This is a genomic window from Dactylosporangium sp. CA-092794 (assembly GCF_050948465.1).
Taxonomy (GTDB): domain Bacteria; phylum Actinomycetota; class Actinomycetes; order Mycobacteriales; family Micromonosporaceae; genus Dactylosporangium.
Map to the genome: position 1 here is coordinate 11,215,200 of NZ_CP192044.1, position 26,608 is coordinate 11,241,807.

Genomic DNA, 26,608 nt, shown 5'->3' on the forward strand with positions numbered 1-26,608 from the left:
GGACCGGCATAGGGATGGAGGGAACGGGTCGGTGTGTGGTCATCGCGGTGGCCGCCCCGACGGCTGGCCCGGCGGCGGGTCCGGCTGCCCCCGATACGCCTGGCCGTCGTATGCCGGGTCGTGGCCGGGCAGGCGGCGCACGGTGCCCCGGTCGAGCAGGTGCACGTCGGTGGTGCTGGCGCGGACGGGGGCCGGATCGGTGGCGGTGAGCAGCACCGTGGTGCCGGTGGTGGCGAGGGTGGGCAGGAGCGTGTCGATGTCGGCGGCAAGGGCGGCGGCGAGTCCTTCGGTGGGCTCGTCGAGCAGCAGCACCCGGGGCTGGGTGAGCAGGGCGCGGGCGACGGCGAGCATCTGCTGTTCGCCGCCGGACAGCTGCCGGGCCTGATGCCGCAGGCGTGCGGCGAGGGCGGGGAACAGCTGCAGCATCGTCTCGGCGGTGTGCGGGCCGGGCCGGGCGGCGATGGTGAGGTGTTCGGCGACGGTGAGCGTGGCGAACACCCGGCGGCCTTGCGGGACGAGGCCGAGTCCGGCCCGGGACCGGCGGGCCGCGGAGTGGCCGGTGATGTCGCGGCCGTTGAGGGTGATCCGGCCGGCGGCCGGGCGCAGGAGTCCGGCGATGGTGTGGATGAGGGTGGTTTTCCCGGCGCCGTTGGCCCCGGCGACCGCGCAGACCTGCCCGGCGGTGACGGTGAGGGTGAGCTGGTGCAGGACGGTGCCGCCGTGGTAGCCGGCGGTGAGCTGCTCGACGGTCAGCATCCGGGCACGCTCCGGTCGGGCCTTGGGTAGGCGGCGGCGACCTGGGGGTGCTGCCACAGCGTGTCCGGGGTGGCGGTGTGCAGGTGCCGGCCCTGGTGCAGGGCGGTGACCGTGCCGCACACGGCGGCGACGAGGTCGAGGTGGTGCTCCACCAGCAGCACCGTCACCGCTTCGGGCAGCGTGGCGAGCTGGTCGGTGAGCAGGTCGCGGTCGGCGCCGGTGAGGCCGGCGGCGGGTTCGTCGAGCAGCAGCAGCGCCGGCCGGGTGGCCAGTACCGCGGCGAGTTCGAGGAGCCGCCGCTGCCCGTGCGACAGCGCCCCGGCTGGGGTGTGGGCGTGCGGGGCGAGCCCGGCCGTGTCGAGGGCGGCCATCGCCGTCGCGCGCAACCGGCGGTACCGGCGGCCGGGCCACTCGGGCCGCCGCTGGTGGCCACGGTCGTGGGGCCAGAGCGCGGCGACCATGTTGTCGACGGTGGACAGGCTGGGCAGGACGGCGGGGGTTTGGTGGGTGCGGCCGATCCCGGCGCGGGCCCGGCGGTGCACCGGCCAGCCGGTGATCACCTGGCCGGCGTAGCGGATCTGCCCGCTGGCGGGGTGCAGGGTGCCGGCGATGAGGTTGAGCAGGGTGGTCTTGCCGGCGCCGTTGGCGCCGATCAGGCCGTGCCGGGACCCGGCCGCAATCTGCAGGTCCAGATGGTCGACGGTGGCCAGTGCCCCGTAGCGGTGGGTCAGCCCGGCAAGGTCCAGGGCCGGTGCGGCGTGGCCGGCGCTGCCCGCGGCGGTCACGGCCGGGCCTCGATCCGGGCGGCAGCCGCGGCGGCGCGGGCGCGGCCACGGGCGCGCAGGGCACGGACCTGGCCCGGGACCCGGCGTACGGCGGAGACGGCGCCGTCGGGCAGCAGGAACACGCACAGCAGATACAGGCCGCCGACCAGCGCTGGGCCGTGCCCGGCGAGCGGCCCGCCGGCCACGTCCCGGGCGCCGATGATCACGGCCATGCCGAGGACGGTGCCGGTGATGCTGCGCCCGCCGACCGCCCCGGCCAGCAGCGCGATCGCGGCGACGTCGAACCCGGCGTCGGCTGGGGTGATCGCGTGCTGGACGGTGACCAGCAGCCCGCCGCCGACCCCGGCCAGCGCCCCGGCGGCCAGGTGGGTCGTGTAGTGGTAGCGGGTGGTGGGGTGGCCGGAGGCCTGCATCCGCGGCTCGTGGTCCCGCACGCCGTGCAGGAGCATCCCGGCCGGGCCGCGCAGCACCAGCCACACCACGGCCAGGCACAGCCCGGCGACGGTGAGGCAGTACCAGTAGACGGCCCGGTCGGTGCCGAGCCCGCCCAGGCCGGGCAGCGGGCGGGGCGCTGGGAGGAAGGTCAGGCCGTTGGTGCCGCCGGTCAGGCTGGTCCACTGGTCGGCGGTGGTCACGGCGAGGCTGCCGACCGCCACCGACACCATCAGGTAGACGGTCCCGCGGGTGTGGACCAGCAGCAGCCCGGTCAGCGCACTGCACCCGGCCGCCGCGGCCGCGGCGGCGGCGAGCTGGACCGGGCCGAGCGTGGTGAGGGGATGGTGCAGGCCGGCGAGGATCGCGGCGGTGTAGGCACCGACCGCGAACGGGGCGGTCTGCCCGAGGGTGGGCAGGCCGGCATCGCCGGTCAGCACCGACACCGACACGGCCAGCAACGCCAGGGCCAGCACGCGGGCCGCGGTCGCGGTGGTGTAGGGGTCGGCCCAGTACGGCAGGCTCACCCCGGCGCCGGCGAGGCCCACGGCGGCGAACAGCCGGGCCGTGGCCTGCTTGCGCAGGCCCGGCCGGACCCGGCCGCCGTGTCCCGCCGCCGGGCGGCCGGCGGCGAGCGCCACGACCGGGGCCGGGGCGGGGGCTGGCGGGATCGGGCGGGTCATGCCGGCCTCCGCACGGTCAGCCGGGTCTTCCAGCGCGGGTGCGCGGCCACGGCCAGCACGACCGCGAGCGCGGCCATCAGCACGAACGGCGCGGCGCCCGGGACGAGCGCGACGCCGAGGGTCTGGACCTGTCCGACCGCCAGGGCGGCCAGGAACGCGCCGCGGATGCTGCCCAGCCCGCCGAGGACCACCACGACCAGGGACAGCAGCATGATGGCCGGCGCGGTGCCGGTACCGGGGCCGATGATCGGCGCGCCGAGCACCCCACCCGCGGCGGCGAGTCCACCGGCCGCGGCCAGGACCCCGATCTGCACGGCGGCGGGCCGCACGCCGATGGTGGCCAGGATCGGCCGGTCGTCGACGCACGCCCGCACCAGCGCGCCCGCGCGCGTGCGGTAGACGACCAGATGCAGCCCCGCCGCGAGAGCGATCCCGACCGCGATGAACACCAGCCGATACGTCGGGTAGCTCACCGTGCCGGCCCGCAACGATCCGGCCAGCGGCGTGGGTGGGGCGGCGGGCAGGTCGTCGGCGCCGAAGACGGCGACGAGCAGGTCCCCGCCGATGCCGGCCACGCCGAGGGTGAGCATCACCTGGGCCAGGTGGCCGCGCCCGGCGATCGGCAGGTGCGCGACCCCGAGCCCGGCGCCGGCCGCGGCCCCGACCGCCACGGCGGCGGCCAGGGCCGTGCCGAACCCGGCCAGGGTCGCGGCGGCCGCGGTGGTGGTGAACGCCGCGGTGGTGAACGCGGCGGCGGTGTAGGCGCCGAGCGCGTAGAACGTGCCGTGCGTGAGGTTGAGCACGTCGGCCACCCCGAACGCGAGGGTCAGCCCCGCGGCGGCGGTGAACAGCAGCAGCCCGAACGCGACACCGTCGACCAGGTTGAGCCCCCAGGTCGTCGCCACCGTTTTCCTCCTCCATGCGGTGCGGTCGTGGTCACATGACAGGCCCGGCCGGTGCCGGCGTGCGGCCCAGGCCCGGGTGTGGTGCAGGGTTCGGGTGGTGCGGTGCGCGGCCCGCGCCGGGCGGCGGCGCGGGCCGCGCACCAGCCCGGGCGGCTACGCGGCGGGCCGCCGGCCCACGGTGGAGACGGTCAAATTGCCGCGAAGGTGGGTGGCCGGGTCGCGCAGGCCCTCGGTGAGGACCGCGATGTCGTCCTCGGTGAACCCGTTGGCGAGGAACTCGCCCTTGAGGTGCTGCAGGTTCGACACCACCAGCAGCGCCCCCGCCGTGCCGCCGTTCCACGAGCGGGCGGTGACGGTAGTGTCGACCTCGACCAGCCCGGCCTCGACCATCGCGGCGTGCACCGCATTGGCCCACGCCGGGTCGTGGCCCTTCCCGGCCAGGACGGTGCCGATCAGCACGTCCTGGTAGCGGTCGTACAGTTCGGCGACGCGCGGGTCGGTGGCGGTGAGCACGCCGCGGCGGTAGCCGGTCTCCCACTCGTCGAGCACCAGCGCCCCGCCGGGGGCGAGGGTGCCGGCGACCTGGGGCAGCAGGGTGTGCCGGGCCGGCACGTGGGTGAAGCACAACCTGCTGAAGATGAGGTCGAACGGGCCGTCGGGCAGCGGGTCGTGGGCGATGTCGTGCTGCAGCACGGTGACGCCGGTCCGGGCCGGGATGTGGCGGGGGTTGATGTCGGTGGCCAGCACACTGCCGGAGGGCCCGACCCGGGTGGCCAGCCAGCCGGCCATGGTGCCGGCGCCGGCGCCGATCTCCCAGCAGCGGGCGCCGTCCAGGTCCAGCCAGGCGATGCCGGCGATCCGGTCCTGGCTGCCCGGGTCGAGGATGGCCGGCAGGTAGGTGTGCTGGTCGGCGGCGTGCGGGTTGTCGTTGCTGAAGGCGTAGGTCGTTTCGGGCATGGTGGTGCTCATGCGTGAGGTCTCCCGAATCCTGCGAAGTGAAGGGGTGAAGGGGCGAACGCGAGTCCGCCAGGTGCCGGGGGTCCGGCTCCGGGTGATGCCGCCGGGCATCACCCGGCCGGTGCGCCAGGTCAGTCGTTGAGGACGGTGAGCTCGCGTTCGGTCACGTTGGCCAGCACCGAGCCGTCCTGGCGGACCGTGCGCAGGTACCACTGCTGCGCCGGTACATGCGACGTCGAGAACTGCCAGGCACCGCGCGGGCTGTCGATCTGCCCGAGCCGTCCGATCGCCGCGTTCACCGCGGCCGGGGTCGGGCTGGCGCCGGCCGCGCCGATCGCCCGGTCCAGCACCAGCGCCGCGTCCCAGCTGGTCATCGCGTTGTACGACGGCGACTTCCCGCTGAACTTCTGCTGGTAGGCGGCCACGAACGTACGGTTCGCGGCGTTGTCCAGGTCGACGGCGTACGGAGCGACGGTCTGCACGCCCACCGCGGCCGGGCCCTGCGCGGCCAGGGTCGCCCCCTCGGTCACCGCACCCGACCCGTACAACGGGATGTCGGTCAGCCCGAGATCCTTGTACTGCTTGACGAACGCAATCGCGTCCCGACCGGCGTAGAACGCGTACACCGCCTTCGCCCCGGAGGCCCTGACCTTGGACAGATACGGCGTCCAGCTCGTCGTGGCCGGATACGGGGTGTAGGTCGGCTTGTTGTCGACGAGTTTCCCACCCAGCGCCGTGAACGTCTTGGAGAACCCTTCAACCTGGTCGTGGCCGCCCTGATAGTCCGGGCCGAACGCGGCTACCGGACCGTCCACTTTGGACTTCACGTACGGGGCGAGGGCCTCACCGAACTGGGTGGAGATCCACGACGTGTGCCACACCTGCGACACATCCGGCAGCGTCGTCGGCCGCCCGCACGACCCGACCAGCGGAATGTGCGCCGCGCTCGTCTGCGCGGCGACCGACTGCAGCGCGGCCGCGTTGACCACCCCGGTGACGGCGAGGACCTGGTCCTTCTTGACCAGCTTCTCCGCCGCCGGTCCGGCGGTCTGCGGGCCGTCGCCCTCGTCGGCCACGATCAGCTCGGCCGGGTGGCCGCCCAGCTTGTTGTCGTGGGTTTGCAGATACAGCTGGAATCCGTCGCGGAGCTCTTCGCCGATGGCCTGCAGCGGCCCGGACAGCGCCGTGACCATCCCGATCTTCACCGGGCTGCTGCCCCCGCCATCCCCGGTGTGCTGGGCACAGCCGGCGAGCAGCAGGGCGAGCACGCCGACCACCGCGATGCCACAGCGGCGGAAACCGTCGTGGTGCCCTCGGCCGTCTGGTTGGTCCTTCATCGGATGCCATGCCTCCAACATGTGTCGATGTGGTGTCAGTGGGCCGCGTGCTGGCCGGGGACTCCGGCCGCCGCCGGCGGGACGGACAGGGCATCGCCCAGGCGTTTGACGAGCCTGGTGCAGGCCGCGCCGACCCGGCCGATCTCCGGCTCGCTGCCCGTCACCACCGCGAGCGCGCCGGCCGCCGGCCCGGGAACGCCGAGAATCAGCACCGTCCCGACGAGCATGGTGACCGTGGTGTAGATGACCGCCTGACCGTGGAAATCCCGGCACAGCCCACCGGTGATGCTGGCCATCCCCGACACGCCCGCGGCGAGCCGCTCCGCACCGTCGCGATCGAGCCCAGCCGAGCGCGCCACCAGCAGACCATCGGCGGACACCGCAACGGCGTGCCGCACATCCGGCTCCTCATTGACCAGCGCCTCGAGAATCCAGCCCAGCTCGCCCTGCCGGTTGGCATAGGTGGCCATCTGCTCCTGGCTGGGCAAATGCGGGGCCATCCCCGCCGACGGGTGGGACATCACCGCGGTACTCCCTTCGTGTGTGGGTAGGCGTGCGCGGCCCGCAGATCAGCCAGCGCGGCCGCGGAGCCGGCCAGGGTCGCGGCCACGACGTTCGGGTCCAACTGCTCGACGGCAAGCTGCGGCTGGGCCGGCAGCTTGGCCTTCAGGCCCGCGTGCATGGTGGCGCCCGGCCGGCGCTTCTGTCCCAGCCGGCCGCCGGGTGCCGCGCCTTCGGACGGCGCGGCCGGCAGCATCGCCCGCCCGGCCAGCGAAGCACTGCCGGTGGCGGTGACCGGCTGCGGTTGCCAGGTCGACGCTCCAGTCAGCGCCGGCCGGGACGCCGCTGCCGCCTCGAGCTGCTCGGCGGGGACCGTCACCTCGGCGATCAGCCCCCGCGGCATGCCACGCAGCACCACCCGGGCCCCGATCCGCTCCGCCAGCGCGGCGACCACCGCCAGCCCGATCTGATCCCGGCTCGGCGGCAACTGCGGCCGGGCCAGCAACGCGTTGTACGCAGCCAACTGAACCGGGTCCATCCCCACCCCGTGATCCCGGATCTGCACCACGACCCGGTCCCCCATCAGCCACGCCTCGACCGTGACCGTCGCCTCCGGCGGCGAGTAGGTGGCGCCGTTGTCCATCAACTCCGCCAGCAGGTGCGCCAGGTGATGCACCGCCTCCGCCCGCACCGCGACCTCCGGCATCTGCCCGGCGAACACGATCTGCTGGTAGCCGCGGATCCGGCTCTGCCCGGCCTGCACCACCTGCCCAAGCGACGACGGCAGCGTGGCGACCGGCGCGGGCGACACCCCACACAACGCCAGCAAACCGTCGGCGAACCGCAGCGCCAGCGTCACCTCCAGGTCGACCTGGAACCACTGCGCCAGCCGGTCCGGATCCTCCTCATCCCGCTCGACCCGATCAGCGATCTGAGTCAGCCGCGCCCCCTGCTGCTGGATCCGCCGAGCCACCTCGGTCGTCCGGCCGATGTTGTCCGCCTGCAACCGGGTCTGCTCCCCAGCCAGCCGCACCGCCTCGTCGACGACCTGCCGGAACGCCGCCGCCACCGCGCCGATCTCATCGTCGCCGTCGGTGAGCACCAACGCCGTCGCCTGCGCACGGAACTGCTCCACCACTGTGGCCAGGTCCCGCCGCTGCGGGTCCTGCAACGCGTCGACCGCCTCCGGCAGCAGCCGGGACACCTGATACGAGCCGCGGCGCAGCCGGCGCAGCCGCCGGGACAGATGCCGGCCCACCCCCAGCGTCAGCACCGCGGCCAGCACCACCACCGCCAGCACCACCCCGACGATCACCATCGACCGCACCCGCGACGCCTGCCGCAGATCCCCGGTCGCGGCCAGCACCACCCCATCCACCCGGCGCTGCACCGAAGCGATCAAGTCACTGCGGGCATGGGCTGCTGCCAGCCACGGCGCCAGATCCACCCGCACCGCAGCCCCGGGCGCGGTCCCGGCGACCTGACCGGCGACCGACTCCGCCGCCACCACATCGGGGCCGGCGACCGTCGCGGCATACCAGCCCGCCCAGGCCGGATCCCCCAGCCCGCCGAACAGCCCCAACGCCTCGTCGTACCCCGCCCGGGCGGCCAGCATGTCCCGCTGCACCGCCGGGCTCAACGTCCCGAACGCCACCGCCCGCAGCACCGCCACCTGCTCCAGCGACAACGACTCCGCCGCCTGCGACAGCGCAGCCGCCGACCGGATCCGGTTCGCCAGCTCCGGCGACACGGCAGCCACCGCCGCCGCCTCCCGCAGATCCAGCAGCCCCGCCACCACGATCCGATACGAGAACGCCGCCGCCGCCACCGACGGACCCGGCACCGCCACCACCCGCCGGCGCAACCCCTCCAACCCCGCCAGATACTCGTCCGCCCGGGCCACCGCATCGCCGATCACACCCGACGCCGTCACCGCCACACGACGCTCCCGGTAGACCACCAGCGCCTGATCCGTCGCCGCCACCGCAGCGGTAAACGCCGAGGACGTCGGCTCACCCCGACCCGGGGACTGCAACAGCAGCACCGCCGCAGCGCGCTCCTGCTGCAACGCCTGCACCACCGTCGAGCCCTCTGCGGCCAACGCCACCAGATCACCGGCCTGCCCGACCCGCACCGTGTCCCCGGCCAACGACACCCCGACCGCCGCACCCAATCCCAAGACCGCAAGCAGTGGCACAATGACCGCGATGGCGACCTTGGGCGCGATGCCCACATCGGCCAGCCGGCGCGGTCCACGCCGAACCGCCGCATGCTGCGGACCTGCCCCGGTCACGATCGCACCCACCCGCCCGCGCCCACGACGTGGGCACCCCCGGCTGCTCCGCGAGGCCCGCAGCGGACGGCATCACGACACGTCAGCTCCCGAGCGGGGCCGCCCTGCACCGCGCCCACCGACGGCATACCACGCCCCCACGCCAAACCGGCACCCGCACCGGACCCAACGCCGGCCCGCGAGGCTGCAGGACCCAGCAGCACGCGACTCCCCTCCTGGACATCACCGAGCCCACCGACGGCGCAGCAACCAACGCGGTCCGCGATCGCTGCGCGCCCCAGGTGGGATCGACACATTGGGATCGATGCGGTCAACCATCACGGACGCGCCGACAGGTGGGAATACCCACCTCGTGTTCCTCTACCTGTTCCCCGACGTGTTCCACCGAGGATCGACCTGCGGCTACACGGCGATATCGCCAACAATCAAGATCCACTCGGGAAGATGTTCCGCTACAGTCGAGCGGGTCTCTGCCATGCGTACGCTGCGCTGGGCGCAGCGGCGTCACCGGCATCAACGGTCATCGCCAAGCCCGGCGCCCGTTGAACGGAAAGGCGCAAACCCCCCCTTGGGGAGTCGCGCAAAGCTACAACGACGTATGTTGAGGACCGCTGGGGCGTGCCTGATCCGGCCGCCGCAGAGCTGAGGTTCGGCAGGCTGGTGGGCCGGCTCACCCCGCCGGCGGCGGTGCGGGGCTACGCAGGTCCATTGACAGGGCCTGGCGGATGTGCTCGTGCAGCGCGATCCGGTTCTCCTCAAGGTCGGTTGCGGTCTCGTCGCTGCCGCCGGCGCGGCCCATGACGATGTCGAACCAGCCGGCCCGGTCCTTAACGACGCGGAACATCTTCTCGTCGTGGGTGCCGGCGAGGTAGGGCTCGTAGACCTCGATCTTCGCGCCCTCTCGCGCGGCGAGAGAGCCGATGCGATCCAGCCGTCCGGTGCGCTGTTCCAGCTTGCTGGGGTTCCAGTCCAGGTCGTGGTGGATGACGTGGCGGCACTCGTGGTGCAGGTCGATGCCCTCGCCCATGACGGAACTGGCGACGAGGATGTCCGGGGCGAAGGGCGTGTTGAAGACGCTGATGAGCCGTTCGCGATCCTCTCGCCGCGTTTCGCCATAGGCGCGGCGGACTGGCGAGAGGCTCGCCCCGCGCCGGCCGGTCTCCCCCTCGTCGGGTAGCTCGCCGAGCAGTCGGGTGAGCATCTTCGTCCGCTGGCTGTCGGTCATGGCGGCCGTGCGCGCGGCGAAGCCTTGCCAGCGGCCCAGCAGGTTGACGCCGATCGGGTTCGCCCCGGAGATGCCGCGCAGCAGACCGTCCGCGTCGAGTTCGGGTGACAGCCGGGTGTAGCGGACCAGGAAGCCGCCGGTGCGGAGGTTACGGATGGCGGCCTCGGCCAGCGCATCGGCGACATCGGGCCGCCCGTCCGCGGCTTCCCGCAGGGAGTCGCGGAGCTCGCCATGGACCGTGGCATAGCTGGAGGTGTCGCGGCGCAGCAGACGTTGCGACAACCGCAGCAATTCGGTGTCCACCCCGGCGACGTCCACCTTCAGCGCATCTGCAGCGTGTTTGGTGATGAGGTCGTCGATCCGCGAGCGCAGCGCGGCTTCAAGGGCGGCGGTGGTGCGGATGTACCAGCAGAAGATCAGACATTTCCGTCCCGACTGCCAGAGGTCCACAGCGCGTTCGACCGTGGCCGCGATCTTGGGGTGCGCCGCGCGTCGATGGTCGGAGGCGAGCAGCCGGGTGATCTCGTCGTGGTACCACTGGGCCGGGGAGCCGATGCCGGGGTGTGGGCCCGGCTCGCCGGGTGCGGGCGTGTGGTCGGGCGAGGTTTCCTCGGGTTCGGCGTCCGAGTCGAGCGGCCCCTGCGCGGTATCCAGCCGCAGGTAGGTCTCGTAGGACGATGCGATGCCGTAGGCGAAGTGTGGGCGGGCGGCGCCGTGCGCGTCGGCGGCGACCGCCTGGGCCCGGGCGGCGAGCAGGAACGGCAGCGCGTCGCTCTCGCGGATGGCCAAGCCTCCGCTGGCCGAGGTGTGACCCGGCACGATCGAGCCGCCGGAGCGGTAGCGGCGCCCACCGGGCGGGCGTTCGTGGCGGATCACCCATACCCGCAGTTCCTCGTGCATGGCCCGCCGGGCCGCCACGGCCAGCTGGGCGTCACGCCAGGCCCGACGCACCGCCGTGCTGCCCACGTCGGCCGGCGGTGGATCCCCGACGCTCCACCTATCGAAGGCCGCGACATCATCGGGCCCGAGCTTCGACCATGACTCGTCGAACGCGATCGCCGTCTCCTGAGCCCGCTGCAGCCGTTCCCTCAGCCGGGCCAGCCGATCATCGAGGTTCTCCCTTGGCGGCGGCTCCATCGCAACGACCGCGGTCAGTCGGCGAAGAATGTTGATCAGCTCATCGTGGCCGAGTTCGAACGGTGTCGCCGTCAGCAGGAGGATCCGCTCGAAGATTCCCTGCAGCGCCCCGTCCTCGTCGTTGCCCTCCTTCGGCGTGAAGAGGCGGCTGATGAGCGTCCCGTTGTTCTTCAGGGCATGAGCCTCGTCGACGACGAGCAGCCGCCGTCTGGTCCCGTGTCTGGTCAGCACCTGTTTCCAGACGCCCTGGGTGGCCTCGTTGAGCGCCCTCCGGACGGTGCGGAGCCGGGTCTGGATGTTTGGGGAGGAGTTCTTCGGCAGAGCCAGCAGCGCCGCCCATACCTCGCTGAGGTCGAGGTCCTCGGCGACCTCCATCAGGGCCCCGGGCACTGGTTCATCAGCCAGCGCAATGCCCGTGTGCCGCTGCCACACCGACGCCCATTGGCCGGGATCTCTGGCAAGCAACCGCTCCACGAGCAACGGGGTGAACCGGGCATCGGGCATCAGGCCCGTCTTTCCGGTACTCGACTTGACGATCCTCGCCCTGACCTCCGCCGCGCCGGTGCGGTGACGGGTGGCGTAGTAGGCCAGCGCCAAGTGGATGAAGGTGTCCTTCAGGCTCGCGGTGAGGGCCTGATGCGTCACCACCACCAGGTGGTGACGCCGTTCGGGCGGGTCGTCGAGCGCCTTGAGCAGATCCTCGCCGCTGCGCAGCGCCGCCGGCACGCAGCGCAGCTCAGGTGCGCCTTCGGTGAGCAGCGACTCGGCGAACTTGTTCCATTCGTTGACCCACTTCTCGGCCACGTTCGCGGGTGCGAAGACGACGACCTGGCCGAGTTCGGGCTCGCCGAGGATCGTCGTGGCTGCGACGGCGAGCGCGACGAATGTCTTGCCCATCCCGACCTGGTCGGCGAGCACGACACCCTCCTGCGACTGCGACCACAACCGCCGCACGATGTCCTCGGCGGTGCGCCGCTGCCGAGCCCAGTCCTCGGCGAAGGCGTTATCCAGGTGGATGCGCAGGTAGCGGCTCAGGAGTGAATGCATCGGCCAGCTTCCTGCAGCGCTCGGGCCACGTAATCCGCGAGATCGCCAGTTGCACCATCGATACGCAACCGCAGCTCCTCGAGATGCTTCAGCGCCTCGTCGACCAGAGCGAGCCCGGCTCGTTTGTCGATGTGCCGCATCGTCTCCGTCCACGCCACCCGCCCCAGCGACAGAGCGACCTCGGCGAGAGTGAACAACGCTGCGGCCCGTTCCGTCCCGCTCGCCAGATGCTCCGTGACGACCTTCTCCGCGATGAACCGAGGGCCTAACGGACTGGTCAGCCGGGCCTCGAGCGTGTCCACCGTGACCACCGGCTCCGAGAGCCGCCGCTCCAGCCCTGCGAGCGCGGCGGCGAGCTTGCGGCCACGGCGGAGCAGCACGCTGTGGGCGTCGAACCGGGCCAGCGGGTCGCTGATGATCCTGCCGGTCTGCCCGACGGCGACCCGTTCCCGCAGCTGCCGAAGCAACTGCGTGGTGGTCGCGCCCGTGGCGAGAGCTTCGATCAAGTGGAACGAAGCCAATTCGGAGAGCGCGGGCCCGGGCGGAAGCTGGTGCCGGTCGTCGGCGACGACCGCCCAGGTCCCCTTCGCCGCGTCCCAGGCCACGTCGAGGAAGAAGGGCAACTGGTCAGGCACAAGCGGACGGACGACCATGTCCGGCGAGCCGGCCGCGACCCACGTGGCCCGGTCCAGCAGCCCCTGCCCGTCCGGGAGGCGAACACTCCAGTCGCCGTCGGGCGGGTCGTCCCCCAGGCCCAGCCACAGCTCCCACCCCGCGTCACCGCACACAAGCCGGCACAACCCGAAGAACGAGGGCAGCGCCGCCAGCTCCTCCGGCTCGTCCTCGTCGGCAGGCTCCTCATACGCGGCTGTATCCACGATCGGCTCGCCCACCGGCACGAGCCCGGCCAGAGCCTGGCCCTCCGGGCTGTCGAGCGCGGCGCCCAGCCACACGTTGAGCTCCCGGTGGCGCCTGCGCGGATGCAGGCCGAAGCCCGCCTCGGTGTGGTTCGAGCTGCCGACCAGCACCGCCAGGAACTGGTTGTTCTCGACCACCAGGGTCTTGGCGTGCAGCACGCGCGGCTCGTCGTCGAGCGGGCCGAGTTGCACCACCTCGTTGACGTACTGCTTGTGTGACGGCGGGAACGGGATTTCTCCCCCGGGACCTACCGTGACCGCGACGCACTGTCGGCGCTGCGCGGCGGGCCGGCCGGTGAGCAGCCCGGCGACCTGGGTCAGCACGGCCGGGCTCTTCTCATCCCAGTACGCCGAGACATGGGTCGCCCGGAGGGGTGCGTTGCCCTGCCACACCTCGTCCAGGTGCGACAGCGGCCCGGTCCGATTGTTGGTCGGGGCGAGCGCCGCACGCAGCCGGGCGCGCGAAGGAGGCTGCGTCGCCACACGGGAACGAAACAACCCAAGGGTGGAAACCGCATGCCGCCGGGTCGGGATGTCCGGTTCCAGCCCGGGCACCAGGTCCAGATAGGACTCGATCTCCGCGGCGATGCCGTGCAGGACGTCGCGCGGCAGGATACAGGTCTCGCCGAGGTCGGCGGCCATCGCCAGCTCGATGTTGTGCCGGTAGCCGGCCGCGGTCAGGTTGGCCGATCCGATGATCACTCGGGTCGCGTGCTGCCAGAGCAGGAGCGCCACCTTGCTGTGTAGCAGACCCCCGGGCACCAGGCAGTGCAGCACATCCCACCGCAGCGACGAGCGCTCGGCCGGGGCACCTCGGTCGGCGAGCACGGTGACGGTCGGCTCGCGTAGCCGCTCCTCCAGTTCGACTCGCGCGACGATGTCGTCCGCCGATCCGGTGTCCTCGTCAACGCTGGTCACCGCCAGGAACCGGGCCAGGCAGTTGCGCTCGAAGAAATCCGGCTCCAGCGCGAAGGTGGTCGCGAGCATCGCGACCGGCGCGCCGGCCCCTTCCGGCCGGTCCCAGAACTCGAGCAGGGGTGTGGGTTTCACGCACACGCCCGCAGGAAAGAGACCAAGGTGTACAGCCGCATCGGGTGAGCCCAGACGTCGTCGCTCAGGTCCGGGTCTTGCTTGCGGTAGGGCGTGCGCACCACCCACCGGTGCTTGACCGGATCGATCCACATCCGCTTGCCCTTAAGTTCCTGGATCTGCTGGTGCCGTGCGATGAGCGCATCGACGAACTCCTGCGCGCCCATCGGGTGGTCGAACTCGCGCAGGCAGTCGACCGCCTCATGTGCGAGCCCCTCGTCGAGACGGGCCACCGCCTCAACGGCCGACCTGGTCAGATCGCCCAGCCGCGCGGCCAGGTCGGAGAGGCGCGGCGTCGCCATGCCCTGCGCGATCGTGAACGCGCCGCCCAACGAGACCGCGTAGGCGAGCAAACGCCGGAACGTGTTGTCGATCGCCGTCGCGGCAGTCTCGAACTCGACCGCCGCGTGCAGCGCGTCGTGGGCCGCACCGCGCGAACGGGAGAGCAGCGACAGCGCAATCTCGCGCTGGGTGGCCTCCGGCGGCGGCATGCCGTCGCGCAGCAGTGCGGTCAACTCGTCGCGCACCGGGTGCCGGCTGTGCACGACCAGTCGCAGCATGACGGCGCGCTCCCGAGCCCTGGCCTCGCCAGGCGCGCAGACGGAGGCCAGATCACTCAGGAACCAGCCAGTCGGTGGGGCGACGCAGCGGCCGTGGCGCAGCGCCTCGGCGGTCTGCTTCACGATCTCACGGCGCAGCTTGATACCCGGCATGCCCGGCCCGCCGCCGACAAACCCGGCAAGCCCGTGGTCGGCCTCCCACTCCAGGAGCAACTCTTCGGCGTGCGGCCCGGGCAACCCTCGCGGGTCGAGCACCTCGGCATCCCGGGAGAACGGACGGTACACCCCGGTAAAACCAAAGTTGCGGGGTCCGGAAAGGTAGTCGGCCGCCGACAACCGGCGGGACAGACTCTTGGCCCGCCTGGCCTTCTGGCTGCCCGGCACCCCGCGCAGACGGTCGGCCCCCGGATAGCGCACCAACGCCTCGACCACCAGCCACTCGAAGGCGATGTCGAACGTCGTCTTCTCGTCGCTGGAGACCACGCCCAACAGGTCCTGGCACGCGAATGCCCCTACCGCCGACAGCGTGACGAACCGCGGGTGGCTCATCCGCGCTCGCAGGCCGGGCAACAGCCGGTCGGCAATCCTTTCCGCGACAGCCGCAAGACCCAACGGGTCGAGGCTCCCCTCACCGACCGCCCCAGGGTCGTACTCGGAAAACCGCGGCAGCTGCTCCAAGATCCCGGCCGCCACGAGCCCCGACACCTCCCAGTCGAATGCGAGCGTCGATTCTCGCATGATCCCGACCGACCGAAGCAACGGCACGCGTGTGCAATCTCGCTCAACCGAGTGTCGACAACGCTCCGAAGACCGGCCGGGCGTTCCGGCTGGGCCCGAGTTACCGGCCGGGCGCGTCCGCGAGCTCGGCCCGGCTCATCCGCTGACCGGGACGTCGCGGTGACGGCAACCGAAGCCGCGCAGCCCTGAACTGGTCGTTCGGGATGAAACGGCATGGAGGTCGACGCGACCGCGTAACCAGCTGGACGCCGAATCATCCGGCCGTGCCGGGCCCGTCGCATCTCTGACCTGCCGAAACAGGGTGGTCCACGATGCCGGTTGCCGTACCGGCGAAAGCGAGCGACCCTGCCCACGTCATGAAACGCTGCCAGGAGGCCCTGGTGGTGGAGCGTTCCGCCATCGGCAATCATGGACGGATGCGGCTGCTTGTCCTCGGCGGTACCTGGTTTCTCGGTCGCGCGCTGGGCGAGCTGGCGCTGGACTCGGGATGGTCGGTCACGACGTTCAACCGGGGTGTCTCAGCCGCCGACCTTGAGGGCGTGGAAGCGATCCGGGGCGATCGCGAACAGGTCGCGGACCTGCGCCGGCTTGCCGAGCACGGGCCGTGGGACGCCGTCGTCGACACCATCGGGTTCGTGCCTCGCCAGGTGCTCGCCGCGGCGACCGCGCTGGCCCCGGTAACCCGCCACTACGTGTTCCTGTCCTCCGTCAATGTCTACACCGGTTGGCCCAACGAGCCGCTGGACGACGCGTCGCCGTTGTTCGTCTGCCCGCCCGACGCCGACAGCGACTTCGGCGCAGAACTCGGCTACGCCGGGCAGTACGGTGCGCAGAAGGCCGGCTGTGAGCGGGCCGTCGCGGCGGCGCTCGGCGCCGACCGGACCACGATCCTGCGCCCCGGCGTGATCCTCGGCCCGCACGAGTACGTCGGCCGCCTGACCTGGTGGCTCACCCGCGCAGCCCGCGGCGGCCAACTCCTGACGCCCGGACCACCGGACCGGCCGATCCAGCCGATCGACGTGCGTGACGTGGCCGCGTTCGCCCTGCGCTGCGCGGCCGGCGACTACCCCGGCTCCTTCAACCTGGCCGCGCCGATCGGGCACGCGACCTTCGCCGACCTGATCGACGGCTGCATCACCGCGACCGGAGCCGACACTGTCCCGGTGTGGGCCGACCCGGACTGGCTGCTACGGCATCAGGTGGAGCAGTGGACGGAGCTGCCGCTGTGGCGGACACACGACGGCGTGTGGAAGATCAACAGCTCACGGGCCGAGCAGGCTGGCCTGCGATGCCGTCCGCTCATCGAGACCGTGACCGACACCTGGGCGTGGATGACCGGCGGCGGGACGGCGATCACCGGCAGCGGCGAGGCAGGCCGCGCCGCCGACCACGGCCTCGCGCCCGACCGCGAGCGCGAACTGCTGCAGGCGTGGACCCAACGGCAGGACTAGGCCGGCGGCAGCTCGGGGGTGACCGCCGCGGTCGCGGCGAACACCGCGGCCGCCTCGGCGATCTCGCGGGCCGCGGGCACCGGCCGCCACCGGCCGGCCGACACCAAGGTCTGCACCCGGTGGACGCGTCCGAGCAGCCCGACCCGCCGCCAATCCGGCGGCATCGACCACAGCGGCACCAGCGTTTCCCGAGCAGCATCCGCGTCGCCGGCCAGGACCTGGCACGTGGCGAGGTCGGCGCGGGCCTCAGCCTCAACGGTCGACCACGGCTCCAGCGTCACCCCGGCCAGGGCGTCGAGCGCCCGCTGAGCGGCGGCCGTTGCCTCGTCGGCCTGCCCGACCTGCAGCCAGGCTGTACTTGCGCTGCGGGCCTGCTGCGGCACCGTGTAGCCGAACTCGCCACCGACGAGATCATGTAACTCGTCGCTGCCCTTCGTGCTGCGCGCGTCGTCAGCCACGGCGAGGGCCTGCCGGACCGCGTCTACCGATCCCCGATGCGACCAGGCGCGGGCCAGGATGCTCGCCGCACGTACCCGCGCGACTCCGGCCGGCGCGTGCTCCACCGCCTCACCGGCGAGGCGAACGGCCTCCTCGGGCTGGTTCGTCCAATACGCGATCGTGGCCCGCAGTCCGCGGGCGTACGCCCGGACACCCGCGTGGCCGATGACCTCACCGTACTCTTCCGCTGCCTGCGCATACTGGTGTGCCGTCGACCACAGTCCAAGATCGATACTGGCGCTCGCGAGCAGCGACACCGCCTGCGCCGCCACAAGATAGAGATCGTTCAGCTGCGCTGGCCGCTGGGTGTGCGACAGCAGATCCACGGCCCGGTTACGGACCTGCAGCGTGCGCCCTACGACGGCGGCCGGCGCCAACGTATCGAAGGCACGAGCGACGTCACGCATGTCGTGACGCACTTGATCGAGGACCTCGTCGTCCACCGCCCACGCCCCTGCTTCCCTGGCATGTTCGCCACACACCCATGCCGCGAACATGATCGCCTGCTCCACTCCAACGTACCCGTCGACAGCGGCCAGGCCCGCCGGACCAACCGGCACCGCCCGCGGGCGCACCGGCGGCGACCCGGAAGGCAACGGCATCGAACCGATCCGCGGCAGGTGCGCGACGCCCGCCATGCCGACACTGCGCCATGGCAACACGTCCGTGACCCCGACATCGGTCTGGCGCGGACTGTACAGCCCGATCTCCGCATCGGTCGTGGCACCAAGCACCCGCCGCAACGCGGTCCGACGCTCCTCATGCGGCCACCGGGTCTTGCCCCGCTCCAGTTTGCCGACCCAGTGCTCGGTGACATAGAGATGATCAACGCTGCGGCCAGTGGTGTTGACCTCGTCAATCGCGACGTTCAGGGCGTCCGCGAGTTCGGCCCGGCTCATGCGCTGACCCGGCCTACGCGGGGAAGGCAGCCGAAGCCGGGCATCTCTGAGGTGCTGGTTCGGGACGAACACGGCATCCTCACGATGAGGCATCCACGTCACCTCCAGATCAATCGCAGCAGCGGCGCCACGGCCTCACCGGGCCCTGAGGCCATACGCATCGACGAACGAAATCATCACACCACGCCAGCAACCAATGGCAAAGGGCGACCGCGCGAGTCGGGCTCGTTGACGGCCTGGCGCTCTTCCGTGCCTCCGCGGAATCGTCAGTGGCGTGTCCCCCGCTCCGCACCAACTGTCAGGGATTGATTGGGTTGTACAGTGAGCCCGCTCCCAAGTCGGCGCCGCCTTGGTGCCCACCTGGTTACAGCCGTCGCCTCCTGTGCCCGATGAGCGGTGGGAGGGGTGGCGCTGCAGCGCCGGGCTGAAATTCTATGCACACCTGTACGCATCGTCGCTGGCCGCTCACAATAGAGGTCACTGAATGGAGGTGCTGTCAGTGCCGCATCGGCCGGACGCCGTGTTCCCCCCGAACCGGGAGCTTCGCTCTGCGCGCCTACGGCTACCGTCGACAAGCCGGCCGGGCCAGCGGATGAGCCGGGCTGAGCTGGCGGATGCCGTGAACGTCGCGATTGATGAGGCCAACACCACCAGCCGTAACGTTACGCACCTGTATGTCACCGAGCATTGGGTTGGCAAGCTGGAGCGGGGTAAGACCCGGTGGCCGCATGAGGAGCGTCGGGCCGCGTTGCGGCGGGTGCTCGGTGCCGCGACCGATGCCGAGGTCGGGCTTTACAGTATGCGCCTGACCGATGCAGGGTATGACCCAGAGTGGGACGATGGCGACATCGACCGACGAACAGTCCTTCGGGCAGGCGTCCTCGGCGCGGCGCAGGTGCACGCCGCGTTGACGGTTGTCGACTTGGCGCATTTGGTGGCTGCGGTTCAAGACGCGCACCGGTATCTCGATCATGACATCGTCGGACACCTACGGGAACGTCTTGGCGCTTGCACCGCGGCCGACGGAACACACGGTCCAAACAGCTCGTTGCCGGTGATGCTCGGGCTGCTCGGTGTGGTCGAGCGGCATGCCATGGAGGTTAAGCCCGGAGTCAGGAGCGAGTTGCTTGCGGTCGGCGCCCGTGGCGCCGAGTTCACCGGCTGGCTCTACCGTGATCTCGGTCAGCCAGCCTTGGCGGCCTATTGGCGGCATCGCGCCGCGAGTTGGTCGTCGGCGATCGGTGACGAGACGATGCGCGCGTATGTCCTGCTGAAGAACAGTCAGGCCGCCTGGGACCGGCGAGACGCCGCCGACATGCTCGAGCTGATCCGGCAGGTGCACGAGGGTCCGTGGCGGTTGCCGTCACGGGTACGCGCGGAGGCGCTACAGCAGGAGGCCCGCGGTCAGGCGATGGCGTCGGGCCGAAAGACCGTCGTGGAGGACAAGCTCGGCGAGGCCAGAGCGTTGCTGCTGCAGCAGGCCGTCGTGGAACAGGCTGACCATACCGGGTTGGCCGAACATTACGACCAAGCGTTGCTGGGCGTGCAGACGGCGATGTGCTATCGCGAGAACGGCCAGATCGAGCGGGCGAGGGCACTCTACGAGCGGTGGTTATCGCCGAAGGTGTTTTCGCGTCGCGATTACGGCTACTTTCTCGCGCTCAAAGCCGAAACGATCGCCGTAGACGGTGATCCTGACGCTGCCGCCGAGGCGGGCACGACGGCACTGGCCATCGCTGCGGCCACGGACTCGATCCGCAGCCTGGGGGAACTCCGGCGGCTCGCCGGTCGGCTCGCGCCAAGGTCAAGCCGACCGGCCGTTGCGGCGTACCTGCACGCGTTCGGCGCCGAACTGGACCTGCGTAGGCTACGTCAGCCAGTCGGTTAGCGTGCGGATCACCGACGCCTGCCAGGCGAGCGTCTGCGGGTTCTGGTAGGCCGGGTCGTTGTCGACGGCGATGCCGTGCTGGGCACCGTCCACCTCGACGAGTCGTGTCTCGGCCCTGATCTGCTGAATATACCGGCGTGAGCTGTCCACGGGCACGAACGTGTCGTTCGTACCGTGCACGAACAGCGTCGGCACGTCGATGGCGGCAAGCTCCAGGTCTGGGCGCAGGTAGAACACCTCGTTGAGCAGCGGCCGGCCGAGTCGGAACGTCGGTGAGTGGGCCAGGGATCCTTCGGCGGCCAGCGTCCGGCCCGCTTCCTCGTCGATGTGGTCGTCGGTCCAGTACGGTTTGTCGTCGATGAACCGTTTCTTGTAGTTGATCAGTGGGTTCAGCAGCGCGAGCCGGTGGAGCACGCCAGGGTGTCGGGCGGCGAAGAAGGCGCAGAGGCCGCCGCCGAAGCTGGTACCGAGCAGACTGGTCCGCGGCGCCCGGGTGACGAGTTGAGCGTGTTCGATCGCTGCCCGGATGTCGTTGGTGATGGCCGAGAGGGTCAGTTCCTCCTGGCGGCCGTCGCTGGCGCCGTGTCCTCGAAGGTCGAACCGCAGGGAGGCGGCCCCTGCGGCGGCAAGCGCCTCGGCGATGCGGACGAAGAAGCCGGCCTCGTCCCGGTTCGCTCCGCCGCCGTGCACGAGCACGGTGACGACCTGCGCTGATGTCTGCGGTGTCATCAGGTTCCCGCGCAGGATCGTGCCATCGAGGCTGCGGAATTCTATGTCCATCGGCATTCTCCAGAAGGCATACCCACGGATGTTCCGTGGTCGCTTGTCCACCCTAGGCGGCCGGCGCAGCCGTCCCGAAGCGGGCAGTAACCGCGGACGGCCCGGGCTGCTGGGTGCTGGTCGACGTGGCGGGAGAAGCGTAGGGGGTACGTGAGGTGGAACATGAGGTAGGCATTCCCGGCGGGCGAGGAAGCAGTCAGGCTCGATCGGGTAGGACCGCCCCGCGGCAGCTCATCGCCGATCACCGGCGAGCCACGTATTGTGCCTCGACGCGAGCCGTGGGGAGACCTGCTGGCGTGCTCCGGTCGACCAGTTCGGTGACGTGGCGAGTCCCGTCATGCGAGACCGGGTTGACCATGGGGAAGACGGCGGGCCATTCGAGTTCGGGCGGCCCCGGTGGAGAGAGGGAGAGTGGCGCCGGCATGAGTGTCGACACGATCAGCAGCGATGACCTGCGTGCTGCGATGGTTGATGCGCTGATCGCCGATCATGCGGGGAAAGGGCTGACGATGCGGCCGGATGTGGAGGCCGCGCTGCGGGTGGTTCCCCGCCATCTGTTCACGCCGGACGTGCCGCCGGAGGAGGCGTACCGCGCCGACCATTCGGTGATCACCAAGCGGGACGGCGACGAGACCGTCAGTTCGGTGTCGGCGCCGTGGCTGATCGCGGAGATGCTCGGTCAGGCGGCCGACGCCCTCGGCGGCGGCTTCGCCGGCCGGCGGGTGCTAGAGATCGGCTCCGGCGGGTACAACGCGTCCTTGCTGCGTGAGCTGGTGGGGGCGTCGGGTTCGGTCACGACCGTGGATATCGACCCGGACGTGACCGAGCGGGCGTCGGCCTGCTTGGCGGCGGCCGGCTACCGCGATGTCACCGTGCGGTGCGCGGACGCTGAGCAGCCGATCGGCCCGGGCGGCTCCTTCGACGTGATCGTTGTGACGGCTGGGGCTTGGGATGTCCCTGCGGCCTGGACGTCCCAGCTCGTCGAGGGCGGGGTGCTGGTGGTGCCGCTGCGGACTTTCGGGATGACCCGGTCGTGGGCGCTGCGCCGGACCGGCGGCCGGTTGATCAGCTCCAGCCAGCGGTTGTGCGGGTTCGTGTCGATGCGCGGTGCCGGGGCGCACGAGATGCGGTACGTCGATATCGCTGATGGCGTGCACCTGCGGCTGGATGAGGGCCAGCAGGTGGATGCCGACGCCGTCGGGGGGCTGCTGGCCCAGCTGCGGGTGCAGGCATGGGCCGGGGTCAGCCTGCCGCCCCGGACCATCCTGGCCGATCTGGATCTGTGGCTGGCGGCGCGCGTCATGGATGGCGGGGAGCGGTTCGTCGTGCTCACGGCCCAGCAGGAGGCCATCGACGCGGACGTCGTCGCCCCGGCGTGGCGGTTCGGCACGCCCGCCGTCCTGCATGAGGGCACGTTGTGCTACCGGTCGGCGTTGCGCTGGAGCGACGACCTGTTCGACCTCGGCGCGTGCGGCCACGGGCCCGACGCCGCCGCGGCTACGGAGCGGATGGTCGAGCAGATGCGCGCGTGGCTGGACGCGGGCAGCCCGCCGCCGGTGTTGCACATCCTGCCCGCGATGACTCCCGACGGCGACCTGCCGGCCGGGACGGTGCTGGACAAGCGGCACAGCCGCATCGTCCTCACCTTCACCTCCATCCCCGCATAGGAAGGCAAGCACGTGGACGAAACGGAAGGCTCGGAGTTCCGGCTGGACCTCACCCTGGTGGATGCCGGACCGGCGGCGACCGGCTACGCCACGAACACCGATGACAACTGCGGCTCGGGCAACACGGGCTCCAATGCCTGCACGGGCCGCTGCGACGCCGGTTCCTGACCGGCCTGTCCCCCTCTCGTGTCCGGGCCCGGCGTGTAGCGCGCTGGGCCCGCCGATCCGGTGGTGCAGCATGGTTCCTGAGGCCGGTGCGGCGCTGATCCGCCTCGCCGCGTATCCAGACAGTTTGGTCCTGCCGGCCTGGCCGGACCTGGCGACCGGCGAGCCCGCGCAATGGCGGGAGTGGCTGTGCGAGGTGTGGCGACTGCCGGGGTTCGCGGTGGCCGTCACCGGTGCCGCGCCGCAGCTGGCCGACCAGATTGCCCGCGCGGTGCTCGGCGAGCCGGTGCCGCGGCAGCGGCTGCACCGGCTGGTCGAGTCCGCGGTCCGGTATCTGCTGCGGTGGACGACCCGCGCGACGCCGTTTGGCACCTTCGCCGGCGTGGCACCGGTCGGGTTCGGCCCCCGCGCAGGGGTGCAGGTGGGCGATGCACATCACGTGATGGCTCGCCCTGACGGCGAATGCATCGCCGAGCGCGCCGCGCGGGCCGAGCAGCATCTGGCGACGCTGCGCACTGTCGCGGTGATGACGAACCCGCTGGGCTACCAGCGCGGTGCGATGTGGGTGCTGCCCTGCGCCCGCAGCGACGGCGACCGGCGATGGGACGTCGAGATCCGGGTGACCGGTCCTGTCCGGGCCGCCGTCCAGGCCGCGAGTTCCCCGATCGGGTTCGCCGAGCTCGCGGCGAGGATCGCCGCGCCTGCCGGCGTGGCCAGGGCGGAGCTGTTGCTGGCCGAGTTGGTGCAGGCTGGGGTGCTGCTGTCGGCGCTGCGGCCGGCGATGACCGTCACCGATCCTGCCGCCTACATGATCCGCTCCAACGCTGTTGCGGATCCTGGGGGCCGGGTCGCGGTCGATCTTCGCGCCGACGCCGCCGTGACGCTGCCTCCGGCGGTGCTGCATGAGGCGGGCCAGGCCGCGTCGACGCTGATCGCGCTGGCGCCGCCGTCGCCCGGCTGGGCCGAATACCACCATGCGTTCATCGAGCGGTGGGGCCCGGGCGCTGCCGTGCCGATCCGGGACATGCTCAACGTGCTGGGGTTCCCTGCCGGGTACCGGGGCTCCACCCGCCGCGCCGCTTCAGCATTCACCGAGCGCGACCGGCTGCTCGGCCAGCTCGCGCAGCAGTCCGCGCTCGACGGTTGCGCCGAAGTGGTGCTCGACGATGCGCTGATCGGCCGGCTGCGCGGGGACGACGACCGGCCGCCGGTCCCGCACACCGAACTGCGGTTCACCCTCGCCGCCGACACCATGACCGATCTCGAGCGCGGCACCTTCACCCTGACGGTGCTCAGCGGGTCCCGCCACGCCGGGGTCGGCGCCGGCCGGTTCCTGCACCTGCTCGCCCCCGCCGAACTCGCCTCGTTCCAGCAGGTCTACCAGCGCCTCCCGACCGCCCTGCCCGGCGCGGCCACGGTCCAGCTGTCCGGACCGCCGCTGGACGCCCGCCTGACCACCGTGGCCCGGACACCCGAGCTGCTGCCCGTCCTGCCCCTGGGCGAGTTCCACCCAGCGCCGCAGTGGACCCTCGGGGATCTCGCGGTGACCGGCGACGGGCAGCGGCTGTGGCTGGTGTCGCAAAGCACTGGCCGGCCCGTCGAACCGCTGGTGTTTAACAGCGTGCTCCTGGCCGGCCTGCAGCAGCCCCTGCTGCGGTTCCTTACCGAGATCTGGATGGCGTTCACGGCCCCGTGCAGCCGGTTCGACTGGGGACACGCGGCCAGCCTGCCGTTCCTGCCCCGCCTCCGCCGCGGCCGCAGCATCCTGCACCCCGCCCGGTGGGTCATCGACCGCACCGCGCTGCCCACCCGCACCGCCGGCTGGCCGCGCTGGCGCGACGCCTGGCAACAGCACCGCCACCAGCGCCGAATCCCGCAGCAGGTCCTAGTCGGCGACGACGACGTGCGGCTGCGCCTCGACCTCGACCACGACACCCACCTCCCGGTGCTGCGCAGCCACCTCGACCGGCAACCCCGCACCGCACTCACCGAAGCTCCCGCGGCTGCGGGCTGGATCGGGGGCCGCCCCGCCGAACTCCTACTCACCCTCACCCACCGCGCCCAGGCAGCCCGGCCGGCCCGGCGGGTGCGGGCCGCCGGCACCATCCAGCACCGGCCAGGACCGTCGTCGCCGTGGCTGCAGGCACACCTGTCCGGCCGCCTCGACGACATCCTCCACGACCTCGCCCACCGCCCCGCCGGGCACCTACCGACCGGCTGGTGGTACCTGCGCTACCACAACCCGCAACCCCACCTCCGGCTCCGCATCCCGCTGCCCGACCCCAGCCAGTTCACCGACATCGCCGGCCAGCTCATCGACTGGGTACAACAGCTGCACAACGACGGCGTCCTGCACGACTACAGCCTGCACACCTACCGGCCGGAAACCCGGCACGGCACCGGCGCAACCCTCGCCGCCGCCGAAGCCGTGTTCGCCGCCGACTCCGGCACCACCCTGCACCGGCTGGCCAGCGACCGGCAGGCCACCACCACCGCCGGAATGATCACCATCGCTGACGGCTTCACCGGCGACGGCCTGCACTGGCTCGCCACCCACATCCCTCAGCACTCCGGCCCCCGCCTGGACCCCGCACAGCTCCGCCTCTCCAGCATCCCGTTCCGCGACGAACGACTCGCCACAGCACTGGCCACCTATCGATCCCTCGCAGACCATGACGGGCTCGACACCGACCAGGTGCTCGCCGACCTGCTGCACCTGCACCACGCCCGCATGATCGGCGTCGACACCACCTCCGAACGGCACTGCCTGCGGCTGGCACGGACCATCGCCCACACCGCCCACGCCAGGCAGACACCATGACCACCGGACAGTCCCTCGCAGACGGCGCGGCCGGCGTCGCCCTGCTGCACCTGGAAACCGGGAACTGGCCAGCGGCCACCGAGGCACTGCGCCGTGCCACCACCGGCGGCGTCAGCATCGCCGACGGCGCCAGCCTCTTCTACGGCGCACCCGCGCTCGCATTCGTCCTCACCGCCGTAGAACACCCCGGGCTCACGCAAGCACGAACGATCGCCACCGACGGCACCGCGACCGTGACCCGCCGACGGCTCGACGCCGCGCACCGCCGCATCGACCGGCACGAGCAGCCGCACTCCGCCGAGTACGACGTCATCCGCGGGCTGACCGGGCTCGGCGTCGCCCTGCGCCGGCTCGGCAACCACGAGCTGCTCCGCCACGTCCTGGACTACCTCGTCCGGCTCACTGAACCCCACACCGACGGCCTCCCCGGCTGGTGGTGCTGGAACGGCCCCGACCGCAACCAGCCACCACCCGCCGGCGGTCACGCCAACTTCGGCATGGCCCACGGCATCACCGGCCCCCTCGCACTCCTCGCCCTCACTCTCCGCGACGGCACCCTCGTCGACGGGCACACCGCAGCGATCACCCGCATCTGCCAATGGCTGGACACCTGGCAGCAGCACACCGACGGCAGCACCTGGTGGCCGCAGACCATCACCCGCACCGACCTACACCACGGCACACCGGCCCAACACGGCCCGCTGCGACCGTCCTGGTGTTACGGCACCCCAGGCATCGCCCGCGCCCAGCAACTCGCCGGCCACGCCCTGCGCGACACCGCCCGGCAGCACCTCGCCGAAGCCGCGTTCACAAGCTGCGTCACCGATCCCGCACAGCTTGCCCGCCTGACCGACCGCAGCCTATGCCACGGCACCGCCGGACTCCTCGCCACCGCCCGGCGCATCGCCGCCGACGCCCGCACCCCCACACCCCTCACCCCGCTCGAACTACTCCACCTGCAGCACGCCCCCGCCGTCGATGAACCGGCCGGGCTCCTCGACGGCGCCGCAGGCGCCGGCCTCGCCACCGCCGCGAGCACCGCCACCGCGTGGGACGTCTGCCTCCTGCTCGCCTGAC

Annotated in this window: 19 protein-coding genes; 6 read left to right on the forward strand and 13 right to left on the reverse strand. The window is 71.8% G+C overall.

Annotated features, from left to right (window positions below; translation table 11 throughout):
- Positions 1–39: 39 nt before the first annotated feature.
- The 11 genes from ACQPXD_RS48445 to ACQPXD_RS48495 all read right to left on the reverse strand — a co-directional run bounded on the left by ACQPXD_RS48445 (position 40) and on the right by ACQPXD_RS48495 (position 15,362).
- On the reverse strand, positions 40–756 hold the full coding sequence (locus ACQPXD_RS48445; RefSeq protein ID WP_432830633.1) for an ABC transporter ATP-binding protein: 717 nt from the start codon (positions 754–756) through the stop codon (positions 40–42).
- Entirely contained in the window at positions 750–1,541 is a 792-nt protein-coding gene (locus ACQPXD_RS48450; RefSeq protein ID WP_432830635.1) for an ABC transporter ATP-binding protein, read from the reverse strand. Before ACQPXD_RS48450 ends, ACQPXD_RS48445 begins: the two co-directional genes overlap by 7 nt.
- Positions 1,538–2,656 (reverse strand): branched-chain amino acid ABC transporter permease, encoded by a 1,119-nt coding sequence (locus tag ACQPXD_RS48455; protein WP_432830637.1) that lies wholly within the window; start codon positions 2,654–2,656, stop codon positions 1,538–1,540. The genes ACQPXD_RS48450 and ACQPXD_RS48455 overlap by 4 nt, the downstream gene beginning before the upstream one ends.
- Positions 2,653–3,561, reverse strand: a complete 909-nt coding sequence (locus ACQPXD_RS48460; protein WP_432830639.1) for an ABC transporter permease subunit — start codon at positions 3,559–3,561, stop codon at positions 2,653–2,655. The genes ACQPXD_RS48455 and ACQPXD_RS48460 overlap by 4 nt, the downstream gene beginning before the upstream one ends.
- Positions 3,562–3,714: 153 nt before the next feature.
- Positions 3,715–4,530, reverse strand: coding sequence for a class I SAM-dependent methyltransferase (locus ACQPXD_RS48465; RefSeq protein ID WP_432830641.1), 816 nt, complete (start codon positions 4,528–4,530; stop codon positions 3,715–3,717).
- 119 nt (positions 4,531–4,649) lie between these two features.
- Positions 4,650–5,855 carry an ABC transporter substrate-binding protein gene (locus ACQPXD_RS48470; RefSeq protein ID WP_432830643.1) on the reverse strand — a complete coding sequence of 402 codons (1,206 nt, stop codon included), beginning with the start codon at positions 5,853–5,855 and terminating at the stop codon, positions 4,650–4,652.
- 35 nt (positions 5,856–5,890) lie between these two features.
- Positions 5,891–6,376, reverse strand: coding sequence for a roadblock/LC7 domain-containing protein (locus ACQPXD_RS48475; protein WP_432830645.1), 486 nt, complete (start codon positions 6,374–6,376; stop codon positions 5,891–5,893).
- Positions 6,376–8,511, reverse strand: coding sequence for a nitrate- and nitrite sensing domain-containing protein (locus tag ACQPXD_RS48480; protein WP_432830647.1), 2,136 nt, complete (start codon positions 8,509–8,511; stop codon positions 6,376–6,378). Before ACQPXD_RS48480 ends, ACQPXD_RS48475 begins: the two co-directional genes overlap by 1 nt.
- Positions 8,512–9,319: 808 nt before the next feature.
- The gene (locus ACQPXD_RS48485) at positions 9,320–12,058 is read right to left on the reverse strand and encodes a DEAD/DEAH box helicase (RefSeq protein ID WP_432830649.1); all 2,739 of its coding nucleotides are present in this window, start codon (positions 12,056–12,058) and stop codon (positions 9,320–9,322) included.
- Complete coding sequence (locus ACQPXD_RS48490) at positions 12,043–13,962, reverse strand: phospholipase D family protein (protein ID WP_432830651.1); 1,920 nt, start codon at positions 13,960–13,962, stop codon at positions 12,043–12,045. The genes ACQPXD_RS48485 and ACQPXD_RS48490 overlap by 16 nt, the downstream gene beginning before the upstream one ends.
- A 59-nt stretch (positions 13,963–14,021) precedes the next feature.
- Positions 14,022–15,362: a hypothetical protein gene (locus tag ACQPXD_RS48495; protein ID WP_432830653.1), complete on the reverse strand. Its 1,341-nt coding sequence runs from the start codon at positions 15,360–15,362 to the stop codon at positions 14,022–14,024.
- 416 nt (positions 15,363–15,778) lie between these two features.
- Here ACQPXD_RS48495 and ACQPXD_RS48500 point away from each other — a divergent pair, with 416 nt between their 5' ends.
- Positions 15,779–16,813 carry an NAD-dependent epimerase/dehydratase family protein gene (locus ACQPXD_RS48500; RefSeq protein WP_432830655.1) on the forward strand — a complete coding sequence of 345 codons (1,035 nt, stop codon included), beginning with the start codon at positions 15,779–15,781 and terminating at the stop codon, positions 16,811–16,813.
- Here the strand turns inward: ACQPXD_RS48500 and ACQPXD_RS48505 are convergent.
- A complete protein-coding gene (locus ACQPXD_RS48505) occupies positions 16,810–18,210 on the reverse strand; it encodes a helix-turn-helix domain-containing protein (RefSeq protein ID WP_432830657.1) in 1,401 nt (466 codons plus the stop codon). The two genes, ACQPXD_RS48500 and ACQPXD_RS48505, sit on opposite strands and share 4 nt — an antisense overlap.
- A 619-nt stretch (positions 18,211–18,829) precedes the next feature.
- Here ACQPXD_RS48505 and ACQPXD_RS48510 point away from each other — a divergent pair.
- Positions 18,830–20,098, forward strand: a complete 1,269-nt coding sequence (locus tag ACQPXD_RS48510) for a hypothetical protein (protein WP_432830659.1) — start codon at positions 18,830–18,832, stop codon at positions 20,096–20,098.
- On the opposite strand, the gene ACQPXD_RS48515 is transcribed toward ACQPXD_RS48510, so the two are convergent.
- Positions 20,078–20,878 carry an alpha/beta hydrolase gene (locus tag ACQPXD_RS48515; protein ID WP_432830661.1) on the reverse strand — a complete coding sequence of 267 codons (801 nt, stop codon included), beginning with the start codon at positions 20,876–20,878 and terminating at the stop codon, positions 20,078–20,080. The genes ACQPXD_RS48510 and ACQPXD_RS48515 overlap by 21 nt on opposite strands.
- Before the next feature lie 422 nt (positions 20,879–21,300).
- Between ACQPXD_RS48515 and fxlM the strand changes: the two genes are divergently transcribed.
- The 4 genes from fxlM (at position 21,301) to ACQPXD_RS48535 (ending at position 26,607) form a co-directional block, all read left to right on the forward strand.
- Positions 21,301–22,545, forward strand: a complete 1,245-nt coding sequence (gene fxlM / locus ACQPXD_RS48520) for a methyltransferase, FxLD system (protein WP_432844228.1) — start codon at positions 21,301–21,303, stop codon at positions 22,543–22,545.
- Positions 22,546–22,557: 12 nt separating this feature from the next.
- Positions 22,558–22,713, forward strand: a complete 156-nt coding sequence (locus tag ACQPXD_RS48525) for an FxLD family lanthipeptide (protein WP_432830663.1) — start codon at positions 22,558–22,560, stop codon at positions 22,711–22,713.
- Positions 22,714–22,783: 70 nt separating this feature from the next.
- Positions 22,784–25,531: a lantibiotic dehydratase gene (locus ACQPXD_RS48530; protein ID WP_432830665.1), complete on the forward strand. Its 2,748-nt coding sequence runs from the start codon at positions 22,784–22,786 to the stop codon at positions 25,529–25,531.
- The gene (locus ACQPXD_RS48535) at positions 25,528–26,607 is read left to right on the forward strand and encodes a lanthionine synthetase C family protein (protein WP_432830667.1); all 1,080 of its coding nucleotides are present in this window, start codon (positions 25,528–25,530) and stop codon (positions 26,605–26,607) included. Before ACQPXD_RS48530 ends, ACQPXD_RS48535 begins: the two co-directional genes overlap by 4 nt.
- Position 26,608 lies beyond the last annotated feature (1 nt).